At 46.1% G+C, this 12045-nt stretch carries 13 protein-coding genes; all 13 read left to right on the top strand.

Features of this window, described 5'->3' with window-relative positions; all coding sequences use genetic code 11:
- The first annotated feature begins 1 nt into the window (after nt 1).
- A complete protein-coding gene (ymfI, locus tag CS562_RS01870; protein WP_099853242.1) occupies nt 2-772 on the top strand; it encodes an elongation factor P 5-aminopentanone reductase in 771 nt (256 codons plus the stop codon).
- Nucleotides 773-947: 175 nt separating this feature from the next.
- Complete coding sequence (locus CS562_RS01865; protein WP_062833846.1) at nt 948-1211, top strand: DUF3243 domain-containing protein; 264 nt, start codon at nt 948-950, stop codon at nt 1209-1211.
- Between the two features lie 197 nt (nt 1212-1408).
- A complete protein-coding gene (locus CS562_RS01860) occupies nt 1409-2176 on the top strand; it encodes a DUF3388 domain-containing protein (RefSeq protein ID WP_024630282.1) in 768 nt (255 codons plus the stop codon).
- Between the two features lie 66 nt (nt 2177-2242).
- Nucleotides 2243-3295 carry a helix-turn-helix domain-containing protein gene (locus CS562_RS01855; protein ID WP_099853240.1) on the top strand — a complete coding sequence of 351 codons (1053 nt, stop codon included), beginning with the start codon at nt 2243-2245 and terminating at the stop codon, nt 3293-3295.
- Between the two features lie 74 nt (nt 3296-3369).
- Nucleotides 3370-3534 carry a hypothetical protein gene (locus CS562_RS32790; protein WP_167434746.1) on the top strand — a complete coding sequence of 55 codons (165 nt, stop codon included), beginning with the start codon at nt 3370-3372 and terminating at the stop codon, nt 3532-3534.
- 153 nt (nt 3535-3687) lie between these two features.
- The gene (locus tag CS562_RS01850) at nt 3688-4179 is read left to right on the top strand and encodes a YajQ family cyclic di-GMP-binding protein (RefSeq protein WP_017689115.1); all 492 of its coding nucleotides are present in this window, start codon (nt 3688-3690) and stop codon (nt 4177-4179) included.
- A gap of 322 nt (nt 4180-4501) precedes the next feature.
- Complete coding sequence (pgsA, locus tag CS562_RS01845; RefSeq protein ID WP_063566359.1) at nt 4502-5089, top strand: CDP-diacylglycerol--glycerol-3-phosphate 3-phosphatidyltransferase; 588 nt, start codon at nt 4502-4504, stop codon at nt 5087-5089.
- A gap of 107 nt (nt 5090-5196) precedes the next feature.
- Nucleotides 5197-6453 carry a competence/damage-inducible protein A gene (locus tag CS562_RS01840; RefSeq protein ID WP_076289543.1) on the top strand — a complete coding sequence of 419 codons (1257 nt, stop codon included), beginning with the start codon at nt 5197-5199 and terminating at the stop codon, nt 6451-6453.
- 240 nt (nt 6454-6693) lie between these two features.
- Nucleotides 6694-7758, top strand: a complete 1065-nt coding sequence (gene recA / locus CS562_RS01835) for a recombinase RecA (RefSeq protein WP_076289544.1) — start codon at nt 6694-6696, stop codon at nt 7756-7758.
- 335 nt (nt 7759-8093) lie between these two features.
- Nucleotides 8094-8831: a regulatory protein RecX gene (locus CS562_RS01830; protein ID WP_076289545.1), complete on the top strand. Its 738-nt coding sequence runs from the start codon at nt 8094-8096 to the stop codon at nt 8829-8831.
- A gap of 310 nt (nt 8832-9141) precedes the next feature.
- Entirely contained in the window at nt 9142-10683 is a 1542-nt protein-coding gene (rny, locus tag CS562_RS01825; protein ID WP_062326115.1) for a ribonuclease Y, read from the top strand.
- 163 nt (nt 10684-10846) lie between these two features.
- Nucleotides 10847-11641, top strand: a complete 795-nt coding sequence (locus tag CS562_RS01820) for a TIGR00282 family metallophosphoesterase (protein ID WP_024630289.1) — start codon at nt 10847-10849, stop codon at nt 11639-11641.
- 117 nt (nt 11642-11758) lie between these two features.
- Entirely contained in the window at nt 11759-12019 is a 261-nt protein-coding gene (locus tag CS562_RS01815; protein ID WP_019005392.1) for a stage V sporulation protein S, read from the top strand.
- Nucleotides 12020-12045 lie beyond the last annotated feature (26 nt).

Raw genomic sequence — 12045 nt, 5'->3', positions numbered from 1 at the left:
TATGGAGAGGGGAACAGGACAATTGAAGCCAATTGGAGAAATGACAGTACTTGTAACAGGCGCGAGCGGAGGCATTGGAGCAGCTATCGCAGAGCGTTTTGCCAAGGTGGGCATGAATGTAGTGATTCACTATATGAAATCGCATGAAGCAGCTAATGAAGCGGCGAGAAGGTGCATGGAACAAGGCAGTGGTAAAGTGATGACGGTGTCTGCTGATCTACGCAGTCGGGAGCAAATTGAACGAATGCGTGAGAAGCTGGAATCACATGGGCTGATGCCGGATATTCTGGTGAATAATGCAGGGATATCTCATTATGGAATGCTGTCCGATGTTACGGAAGAAATCTGGGACGAAGTGATGGCGATCAATCTGAAGGGCACGTTCTTGTGCACACAGGAAATGATGCCTCACATGATCTCCCAAAGATATGGTCGAATTATTAACGTGTCGTCTATCTGGGGACTATCGGGTGCCTCTTGTGAGGTGTTGTATTCTACAACCAAAGGCGGTGTAAATGCTTTCACCAAGGCTCTTGCAAAAGAGCTGGCTCCATCTGGCGTAACGGTGAATGCTGTAGCTCCTGGTGCAGTTCAAACATCCATGTTGAACCAACTGGACCAGGATGAACTAAAAATGCTGGAAGAGGAAATTCCGGCAGGAAGACTTGCCCAGCCAGATGAAATCTCATCACTGGTCTACTTCCTTGCACTTCCCGAGTCTGGATACATTAATGGGCAGATTATAAGTCCAAATGGTGGCTGGCTCACGTAATATATGGAGGAGCGCAATCAATTTTGTTTTAAATACGGGGTAGTTTCTTGATGGAAATTAATGATTTGTAGATGATCTTCGATTAATTCAAAAATGCTCGTATATAAAATGTCCGGGAAGCACATATTACAACTGTTGATTTTAAATCTCATGCGTCAGCTAAGGAGGATTTATCATGTCAACAGAAAAAACAGTGCTCTCAAGTTTTGACACATGGAAGAAGTTTTTGGGTGACCGCGTGCTGCAAGCAGAGAAGATGGGGATGAGTGAAGATACCATCAACAAACTTGCATACGAAATCGGTGACTTCCTGGATGAGAAAGTCGATCCGGCGAACCATTCCAACCGGGCATTGAAAGAATTATGGGATGTCGGCGATGCAGATGAGCGTCGTACGATCGCGTGCCTGATGGTCAAATTGGCCAAACAAAACGCATAAGATTACAGATGGAAAGCTCCCGCAAGGGGGCTTTTCTCTAATGATTACACATTGATTACAGACCTGTTCTTGTAATTCATTTTCATTTTATATATCATTAACGTGACCCATTTTTAGAAGATATCTCAGATTGTCGTCCAATGGACGCGTTCTGTTACTGTCGAATAATGTGGAATAATGCTTTACGGGGTGTTTAAATGGAATCTAAACAATGGTATATGGAGTATAAAATACATAAGAACAGACCCGGCCTTTTGGGGGATATTGCCTCTATGCTGGGGATGCTTGAAGTAAATATATTGACCATCAACGGTGTTGAAGGCAAGACCCGGGGGATGCTTTTGGAATCGGACGATGATGAGAAGATCCGTCTGCTGGGTGAAATGCTTGGCAAAGTGAACAGCATAACTGTGTCTGCTTTGCGTCAACCGAAACTGGTAGATATTCTCGCTGTCCGTCATGGTCGTTATATTGATCGTGATTCGGATGATCGCAAAACATTTCGTTTTACGCGGGACGAACTTGGGTTACTTGTGGACTTTTTGGGTGAAGTATTTAAGAGGGAAGGCAATCAAGTCATTGGTTTGCGTGGAATGCCGCGTGTAGGCAAAACGGAATCCATTATTGCAGGCAGCGTATGTGCGATGAAGCGCTGGACGTTTGTTTCCTCCACACTTCTTCGTCAGACCATAAGAAGCCAGATGTCAGAGGACGAATTGAATCCAAACAATGTGTTTATCATTGACGGAATTGTCAGTACGATTCGTTCAAGCGAACGGCATTATAATCTGTTACAGGACATCATGACGATGCCAAGTACCAAGGTTATTGAACATCCGGATATTTTTGTGCAGGAGTCTGAATATGATTTTAATGATTTTGACATTATTATTGAACTGCGCAACAATCCGAATGAAGAAATTATTTATGATACGTTTACGGCCAGCTACACCGACGAACTGTAACGCTCCGTACGGGATCATGAAATAGATAAGCAACAACCATAGAGATAAACATAAGGAGGAGATGGCATGTCTGAACTGGGTCAGCAGTTAAGGGAGGCCCGGCTGCAAAAAGGGATGAGTCTTGACGATGTACAGGAAATGACTAAAATTCGCAAGAGGTATTTGGAGGCAATAGAGGCAGGAGACTACAAAGTGCTGCCTGGCAGCTTCTATGTGCGTGCATTTATCAAAACCTATGCGGAAACGGTGGGACTAAATCCTGATGAGCTGCTGGAGGGACATAAGAAAGATGTACCTGCAGAAGAAACGGAAGCAACCATGGAGCCAGTTATTCAAAAGCGTTCAAGCCGCCCGGTAGAGCGCAGTAACCGCTGGATGTCTGTTGCGCTGATGTGGACTTTTCCGGTATTAATTCTTGTACTGTTGTACGTGTATGTAGTGATGAACAAAGATGATTCGGATACACAAGGGCTGGATCAGACGAAGATCACAGACAGCCAGCAGCAACCTCAAGATAAACCGGATGAGCCTACAGATAATGGCCAAGCTTCTAATCCTCCAGCTAATGAACCAGGTAGCGGAGAAACGAATGAAGGCGAAGCAGGCGGTAACGGTGGCGGAACAGCAGAGGGGCAGCCTGACGGACAAACTGACGGACAGACGGATGGTCAAACAACGGGTGAAAATGAAGAGAACCCAACAGATAATCAGCCAGCTTCTGTAACTGTTGCTGAAGACGGAAAATCAGGCAATATTACGAACTTCAAAGTGAACGGCAGTGCAGGGCAGCCTGTGACGGTTACAATTAAAGCAACGGGGCATAGTTGGCTGGAAGTATACAAGGGCGAGAACTCTAGTGGCGAGAAGTTGGAATACGGCAACACCGCTGAGGGAGACAGTTATACTTTTGAATTGGACAGTGCAGGAATGTACATTAAGTCCGGTTACGCTGCAGCGACCACAATTGAGGTTGCAGGGCAGGTTGTGACAGACGGGAAAGCGACGAACCGCATTCGGTTAAGACTTGGTGAGGATACGTCCTCCACTGGTACTGAAGGCACAACGACGAATGAAACAGGAAGCAATACCGAAGGAAGCACCGGCACTAGCGGCGAATAACCAAAGTTTCTGCGGGAGACACTAACCTTGTCTTCAACTTGCAGTCAACTTTTGGTGAAGTGAGGTGGATGGCTGTGACAGTCAGCTGGATCGTAACAGGTTTGGGGATCATTGTCAGCCTCCTGGGTTATTACTTGACTCCAACTGCTTGGGGTTACGGAATTTTGGGTTTTGGACTTGCACATGTACTTCTGGGTGTGCTTGACATGTTCAGACAACCTAATCGCAGCCGTTATTAGAAGGACAGCCGCACAAAAAGCATTTTTGGCAACCATCATAAGTGGCAGCCAAAAATGCTTTTTTATTTTGAAAAACCTCATAAAATTAGACTTTTGCTTGGCGTATCCTCTATAATGTTACAGAACATATGATTAACTGAAAGGGTGACTGGTTTGAGTTCAGAAAATTCATTTGATATCGTGTCCAAAATGGACTTGCAGGAATTGACAAATGCCGTTACACAAACGGAAAAGGAAATTGGCACGCGTTATGACTTCAAGGGCAGCAAGAGCAGTCTGAAACTGGATAAGGATGCGTTAACGATCGTATCTGATGATGAGACCAAACTCAAGGCTGTTATCGATGTATTGCAATCCAAGATGGCTAAGCGGGGTTTACCTCTAAAAAACATTGATTATGCAAAAGTAGAACCAGCTTCTTCAGGTACAGTCCGCCAGCGTTTGAATTTCAAGCAGGGGATTGATCAGGATATCGCTAAAAAAATTAATATTCTGATTCGTGACTCTAAGATGAAGGTGAAGAGTCAGATTCAGGGAGATCAGCTCCGGGTAACAGGTAAAAGTAAGAATGATTTGCAAGCAGTTATGCAGTTGTTGAACGGTGCCAATCTACCTCTGGATCTGCAATATACAAACTTTAAGTAATATCTCCTCTTTGTAGCAAGGTATGTTTTTTGACACTACAATTGGCGTATATTATACTAAGTGTGCATTGCTGGCAGATAAGCATCAAAGCCCAGTCATCATCGTTTGCTGACTTTGTGAAAAGCAGTACATCTTCTGAAAGTCACCGGAACGTTTAAAACGGTTTTGCGTTTGAACGGTTGACTTTATTTTTTGCGTTTTTACATAGTGAGAGCACTTTAGTGCTGATTGACAGTGAAACTGTACATTTCATGTTCCGGATGATGAATACGGGATTAAGATGAATGTTTGGAGTAATGGAGGATAAGAGGGAGGGCGTCTTGTGAATTTACCCAACCGGATTACGCTTGCACGAATTTGCTTAATCCCTTTTTTGATGGTGTTCCTGCTCGTAGATTTTCCGTTTTATCCAGAGCCGTTGCAATTGGGAAGTTTATCACTTCCGTATAATCAGTTGATTGCTGCTGTCATTTTTATCATTGCAGCAAGCACGGATGGAATTGATGGCTATCTGGCGCGGAAAAATAATATGGTCACCAACCTAGGGAAATTGCTTGATCCGCTGGCTGACAAGTTGTTGGTTACTGCGGTGCTGATTTCACTTGTGGAAATGGGCAAGTTGGATTCCTGGATTGCTGTGGTCATTATTAGTCGTGAGTTTGCGGTTACCGGCTTGCGTCAGATTGCATTATTGGATGGTTCGGTTGTTGCAGCAAGTGCCTGGGGCAAACTGAAAACCGTCGTGCAAATTGTGGCGATTGTGCTGCTGTTGTTGAATAATTTCCCGTTCTCATTTACGGGTATTCACATGGACGTTATTGCCGTTTGGGCTGCAGCGATCATTACAATTTGGTCAGGTATTGATTACTTTATCAAAAACAAAAATTTGCTTCATTTATCAAAAGCGTAACGTTTGAGGTTAAATGGGTAAGCATGAAGAAATCATTTGTACGAAGGGCAATAGGAAATTATCCTATTGCCCTTTGATCACTCACCACGTGTACAGGAGGATGCTGAATGAAGGCAGAAATCATTGCAGTTGGCACAGAATTGTTGCTTGGACAAATTGTGAATACCAATGCCCGATATCTATCCCGTGAATTGGCTGCGATCGGGATTGATGTATATTTCCAAACGGTGGTTGGTGATAACCTTAATCGACTAAGTGACGCTATTCGCATCGCCCAGGGTCGTGCAGACGTCATTTTATTTTCCGGGGGCATCGGTCCCACACAGGATGATCTGACCAAGGATGCGATCGCGGCGGTCTTGAACCGCAAGCTGCATATAGATCGAATGGCTATGGACAAAATCGAGAGCTTCTTCAGAGATCGTAATGTGGACATGACCGAAAATAATCGCCGTCAGGCGATCGTTATAGAAGGTGGGACACCGCTGGCGAACGAAACAGGCCTTGCCGCAGGAAATGCGATTTCCGACAATGGCAAACATTATGTAGTGATGCCTGGACCGCCGAAAGAGCTGATTCCAATGTTTGAACAGGAAGTTAAACCTTGGCTGTTCCAGCATGTACTAACAGAAGAAATGCCGATTTACTCAAAAATGCTGAAGTTTGCAGGGATCGGAGAATCGGCATTGGAAGACCGACTCCTGGATCTGATTGATACGCAGACAGATCCAACGATTGCTCCTTATGCCAGTGAGGGAGAAGTTACGGTACGTGTATCTACAAAGGCTCCAAGTGAGAGTGAGGCGAAGCTGAAGCTGGACGCAATGGAAGTTCAGATCCGGGAACGATTGCCAGAGCATCTCTACGCGAACGAGGATGTGCCTATAGAGTACACAATTGTAACGATGATGTCTGATATGGGTCTGACCCTTAGCGCGGCTGAGAGCTGCACAGGAGGGCTCGTCATGCAAAGTCTGACGTCAGTCCCTGGCAGTGCTTCGATGCTTAAGGGTGGAATAGTATGTTACTCCAATGAAATTAAGGAGAAGCTGCTCCATGTGCCACATGCCTACCTAGAAGGTGAAGATGCACCGGGCGCAGTGAGTCCGGAAGTCGCCAAAGTGCTGGCAGAACAGATTCGCATGATTGGGGATGCCGACTTCGGTCTGTCGGTTACAGGTGTAGCGGGACCTGGTTATTCTGAACGCAAACCACCAGGACTTGTTTTCATCGCTCTGGCTCAACGTGGTAAAGAGACAGAAATTCATGAACTGCGCATTAATGGCAATCGGGAGACGGTGCGGATCCGTTCAGCGAAGGCGATTCTTTACCGTTTGTGGCGCAAACTTGTGGAGATGGACTAGTTCATAGCTCGGATTGCATTTGCTAAGGCAAGCAAGTATAATAAAGGAAGACGGAAGAACCGTAGAATCAGGCTTTACAGCCTTGTTTACGGTTCTTTTTTCTGTTTAATGGAGAGTTTGCTTGAGGAAGAGGCGCCTCGGCCTTCACAAAAAAAAACGAATGTATGTTCGAAAAAAAGCTTGGCAAACGTGTTAAAACAAGGTATCATTATCTTATAAACAGTAAAGGGTGTGAGCTTATTGTCAGACCGTCGTGCCGCGCTTGATATGGCGCTCCGTCAAATAGAGAAGCAATTTGGTAAAGGATCCATCATGAAACTGGGTGAGTCGACTCACATGCAAGTGGAAATCATACCCAGCGGTTCCTTGGCTCTGGATATTGCATTAGGAACAGGCGGCTTGCCTAAAGGCCGTATTGTTGAAATATATGGACCAGAATCTTCCGGTAAAACAACTGTAGCATTGCATGCGATTGCTGAAGTACAACGGGTGGGTGGACAAGCTGCATTTATCGATGCAGAGCATGCTCTTGACCCGCAATACGCAAGCAAACTGGGTGTTAACATTGATGAGTTGCTTCTGTCTCAGCCAGATACGGGTGAGCAAGGGCTTGAAATTGCAGAAGCGCTTGTACGTAGTGGAGCTGTAGATATTGTCGTTATTGACTCGGTTGCTGCATTGGTACCAAAAGCGGAAATTGAAGGCGAAATGGGTGATTCCCATGTCGGTTTGCAAGCACGTCTGATGTCTCAGGCGCTGCGTAAACTGTCTGGTGCAATCAGCAAATCCAAAACCATCGCAATCTTCATCAACCAGCTTCGTGAAAAAGTCGGTGTTATGTTTGGTAACCCGGAGACAACACCTGGTGGTCGTGCCCTGAAATTCTACTCTACAGTACGTCTGGATGTACGTCGTATTGAGAGTATTAAATCAGGCAATGACATCATCGGTAACCGTACTCGTATCAAAGTTGTAAAAAACAAAGTGGCACCACCGTTTAAACAAGCGGAAGTGGACATTATGTACGGTGAAGGTATTTCGAGAGAAGGCAGTATCATTGATATTGGTACAGAGCTGGACATCGTTAACAAAAGTGGTGCGTGGTACTCTTACGAAGGCGAGCGTTTAGGTCAAGGACGTGAGAACGCCAAGCAGTTCATGAAAGAGCATCAAGATATTGCTCAAGTAATCGAGCAAAAAATCCGTGTAGCCAGCAACTTGACTACTGCAGTTCCTGTGCCTACGACTGAAGATCAACAAAAAGAAGCGGCAGAAGAACAAGAATTGTTTGAAATTAATGAGTAATGCTCTGAATCCCCGAAACTTGTCTGAGTGAGCTTGGCTCGATCTAGATCTAGCTAACGGGGTAAGGTGTGCGCTCGTGCTGTCCAACAGCCTCTGTCCGAATGGGCAGGGGCTGTTGGTACGTTTTCTGTTAGGGAGAGGCCGGACATTGTTTCCGGCCTTTTGTATTACATCTGGTGTCTCTGTGAAATTACGCTCTAAACGTATGCAGTTTATCTGTGTTATCTCCGTCGGAGATCTGCTAATCGGATTCAAGAAAGTCTTTTGTTTTGCTCTGTGCTATCAGTAGACACCAGGTGATACAAGTATCAAATGATGTGGAAGGGGAGACCGAAATGGATCAACATGAAGATGATTTATATGAAGAAGCCAAGCTGGAGGGAATCTCCCAATTCCCGGATAACGAAGAACTTATCATTACACGAGTTGAACGAACGAAGAGTAGGGAAGCTCGTTACCGAATTACCTTTGGTTTATATTCAATTACGGTGCTTGAAGATGTAATGATTAAATATCGGATGACCCGGGGAAATACGTTTCTGAAAAAGGACTTGGAAGATATCATCATTGCTGATGAACGACAGCGGACGTATGTGCAGTCTTTGCGATATCTGGAACATAAACCCCGCACACGCCACGAATTAAGTCAGAAGCTGCGTCAGAAAGAGTTTGCTGCATCGTTGATTGAAGAGGCCCTGGATCGGCTTGAGCGGGAGAATTTGGTCGATGACGAACTGTTTGCGAAGGAATGGACTCGTCAGCGTATGGAGGGCCAGCGGAAGGGAAAACTGTGGATAAGGCAAGAGCTGCGTCAGAAGGGTATTGCCAATGAGCTAATTGCTGAAGCGCTGGAAGGTGTAAGTACAGATGCGGAATATGAGACGGCTCTAACCGCCGGACGCAAAAAATGGAATCAGGTCAAAGGAGACATCCAGGAGAAGAAACGTAAAACGCTTCCCTTCTTGATGCGACGAGGTTTTTCCATGGATATGGTGCGTCGGGTCGTGAATTGTTTAATTGAAGAAGACGAGGCTAAAGACCTCGAAGATGACGAAGCGTTGTTATGGGATTAGCAGACTGGACTCACTATACTGCATTCTCTTGACAATTTCTTTCGTCAAATACTAAAATGGACATGAGTCTGTAAGAAATGGACAACCCTTTTTCCTTCCAAAAAAGCGGTTTCTGTTTTTTAAGATTTATACCATTCATGATTATGGGTTCGCTGGAAACGGTGAATAGTACATGGAAGCATGTACATGTGAAATGAAAATCGGCGGGGGATCGCCGTGAGTATTCGTTATTCCCAAAAATATGTAAGGCTTGAAAACAACAAATTGACCCAAGGAGTGCCTTGGAGGAACCAACGAGGAGGTGAACAGTATGGACATCGTAATCACGATCGTTCTCGTTGTGGCCGCGCTCGTTATTGGGTTCGGAGTAGGGTATTTTATTCGCAAATCTCTTGCAGAGGCTAAAATCTCCAGTGCGGAACAAGCTGCCGTGCAAATCGTGGAGAACGCGAAGAAAGAGGCAGAGGCACTGAAGAAAGAAACGGTGCTGGAAGCGAAGGACGAAATCCATCGCATTCGCGCCGAAGCTGAAAAAGACACTCGTGAACGTCGGAACGAAATTCAACGACAAGAAAGACGATTGTTGCAAAAAGAAGAGTCGCTGGATAAAAAATTGGAATCACTCGAACGTAAAGAAGAGCAAGTGGCTAACAAAGAGAAACGAATTGATGAGACACAGCAGCAGATCGAGATGATCTACAAAAACCAGGTGACGGAGCTGGAGCGCATATCCAACCTCACTATGGAAGACGCACGCAGTATCATACTGTCCAACGTAGAACAGGAAGTTCGTCATGAGACGGCTCAAATGATCAAGGACATTGAACAGCAAGCGAAGGAAGAAGCGGACAAAAAGTCCCGCGAGATTATTACACTCGCTATCCAACGCTGTGCGGCTGACCACGTGGCCGAAACAACGGTATCCGTTGTTACTTTGCCAAATGAAGAAATGAAAGGCCGGATTATCGGTCGTGAAGGACGTAACATCCGTGCGCTTGAAACCCTTACAGGGATTGACCTCATTATCGATGATACGCCAGAAGCTGTTATTCTGTCGGGCTTTGACCCGATTCGCCGTGAAATCGCCCGTACTGCCCTCGAAAAACTGGTGGCTGATGGACGTATTCACCCGGCACGGATTGAAGAGATGGTGGAGAAATCCCGCAAAGAAGTGGATGAGCGTATCCGTGAATACGGTGAGCAAGCTACCTTTGAAGTGGGCGTGCATGGTCTGCATCCGGACTTGATTAAAATTCTGGGCCGGTTGAAGTTCCGTACAAGCTACGGTCAAAACGTCTTGAAACATTCGATGGAAGTCGCTTATCTGGCTGGATTGATGGCTGGCGAACTCGGAGAAGACGTAACCCTAGCAAGACGTGCAGGTCTATTGCATGACATTGGTAAAGCGCTGGATCACGAAGTGGAAGGATCACACGTCGAAATCGGCGTGGAACTAGCGAAGAAATACAAAGAACATCCGGTTGTAATCAACAGTATCGCGTCCCATCACGGGGATTGCGAAGCGACTTCGGTTATTGCCATGTTGGTTGGCGCAGCAGATGCGCTCTCCGCAGCAAGACCAGGCGCACGCCGCGAAACGCTGGAAACGTATATCAAACGACTGGAGAAGCTGGAAGAAATTTCGGAATCGTTCGAAGGTGTCGAGAAATCGTATGCCATTCAGGCCGGACGCGAAGTTCGCGTCATGGTACAGCCTGAGAAAATCGACGATGCTGAAGCCTTCCGCCTCGCACGTGACATCACGAAGATGATCGAGAACGAACTCGATTATCCGGGTCACATCAAGGTCACCGTCATCCGGGAAACCCGTGCGGTTGAATACGCAAAATAGAGCATTACGGAAAAGTGGCCGCAGTAGTGGGCCACTTTTCCTGTTGATAGCCTGTTAAAAGGCATTTTTATAATAAAATTGATGAGCAAGAGATAGAGGTCCTGCGAAGTTTCGGATGCTTTGAAGAAGGCTGCGCTTGGTAGGGATTAAGGAGGCAGTAATAATGAAAGTATTGTTTATTGGTGATATTGTGGGGAATGTGGGGCGTAAGGCACTGAAGGAGAACTTGCCCTACCTCAAAACGAAGTATAAGCCACATGTGGTCATTGTAAATGGGGAAAATGCAGCGGCAGGCCGGGGAATTACCGGGGCAATTGCGAATGAATTTTTCAACTGGGGTGTGCATGGTATCACCCTTGGTAACCATACCTGGGACAATAAGGACATATTTGATTTTATAGATGATGAGCCACGTATGATTCGTCCTGCGAACTTCCCTCCGGGAACGCCAGGCAGAGGGTACACGGTAGTCAAAGGAGAAGGCAAGGAGCTGGCGATTGTCAACCTGCAGGGCCGGACGTTCCTGCCTGCTCTGGATTGTCCATTCCGCGTTGCCGATGAGATTGTAGATGAACTGCGTCAAGACCATAAATGCATACTAGTCGATATGCATGCTGAAGCCACGTCAGAGAAGATTGCCATGGGCTGGCATCTGGATGGACGTGCATCGCTGGTCGTAGGTACACATACACATGTGCAGAGCAACGATGATCGTATTTTGCCTGGAGGAACAGCTTATTTAACCGACGCGGGTATGGTGGGGCCGCGTGACGGCATATTGGGCATGGAGCGTGAAGCGGTGCTTCGCAAGTTCTACACTCAGCTTCCGGTACGATTTGTTGTTGATGATGGCAAATGGCATTTCCACGGTGTATTTGTGGAGATTGATGAAGCCACAGGTGCTGCAACACGCATTGAGAAAATTCGTCTGATGGAGGACGAGTGGCGCATGGAATAGGGGTATTGTCCCATTTTGCAGGGAAACCCGTCTAAAAAGAAGGAATTTTTTTGCCTCCCGCGAATAACATCTAGTAAGTGGAAACAAACATTCAACATTCCCAGGGAGGTACTTACCATGGAAGTATTAAAAGTTTCAGCAAAGTCCAATCCCAATTCCGTAGCCGGCGCTCTTGCAGGTGTTCTTCGTGAACGTGGAAATGCTGAACTGCAGGCAATTGGAGCGGGAGCACTGAACCAAGCCATTAAAGCGGTAGCGATAGCCCGGGGATTTGTAGCACCAAGCGGAGTTGACTTGATTTGTATTCCAGCTTTTACAGACATTGTGATCGACGGCGAGGACCGAACGGCCATTAAGCTGATTGTGGAGCCCAGATAATACATGCGTTTATGCATTGAACCTGT

The organism is Paenibacillus sp. LK1, from assembly GCF_002750415.1.
In the GTDB taxonomy this organism is placed as follows: Bacteria; Bacillota; Bacilli; order Paenibacillales; family Paenibacillaceae; genus Paenibacillus; species Paenibacillus taichungensis.
This window is presented reverse-complemented; position numbering and strand designations above follow the sequence as displayed.